A 299-nucleotide genomic window follows, 5' to 3' on the forward strand; every position below is an offset into this window, starting at 1 on the left:
CGTTCTTTCCGTTCTTTCTGTTGTTGTTTTTGAACTGTCACCTAATTTTCTGTTCTATGTTTCTGTCTCTGTGGAGGTTCTTTCCGTTCTTTCCGTTCTTTCCGTTCTTTCCGTTCTTTTTGTTGTTTTTGAACTGTCACCTAATTTTCTGCCCTATGTTTCTGTCTCTGTGGAGGTTCTTTCCGTTCTTTCCGTTCTTTTTGTTGTTTTTGAACTGTCACCTAATTTTCTGCCCTATGTTTCTGTCTCTGTGGAGGTTCTTTCCGTTCTTTCCGTTCTTTCTGTTGTTGTTTTTGAAC

Annotated in this window: 1 protein-coding gene; it reads left to right on the plus strand. The window is 39.1% G+C overall.

Going from position 1 to position 299, the window contains the following annotated elements:
• On the plus strand, positions 1 to 299 hold a 299-nt coding region (locus LZD48_RS19345; protein WP_235764142.1), incomplete at both ends, for a hypothetical protein.

This window comes from Oceanobacillus alkalisoli (genome assembly GCF_021556485.1).
In the GTDB taxonomy this organism is placed as follows: Bacteria; Bacillota; Bacilli; order Bacillales; family Amphibacillaceae; genus Oceanobacillus; species Oceanobacillus alkalisoli.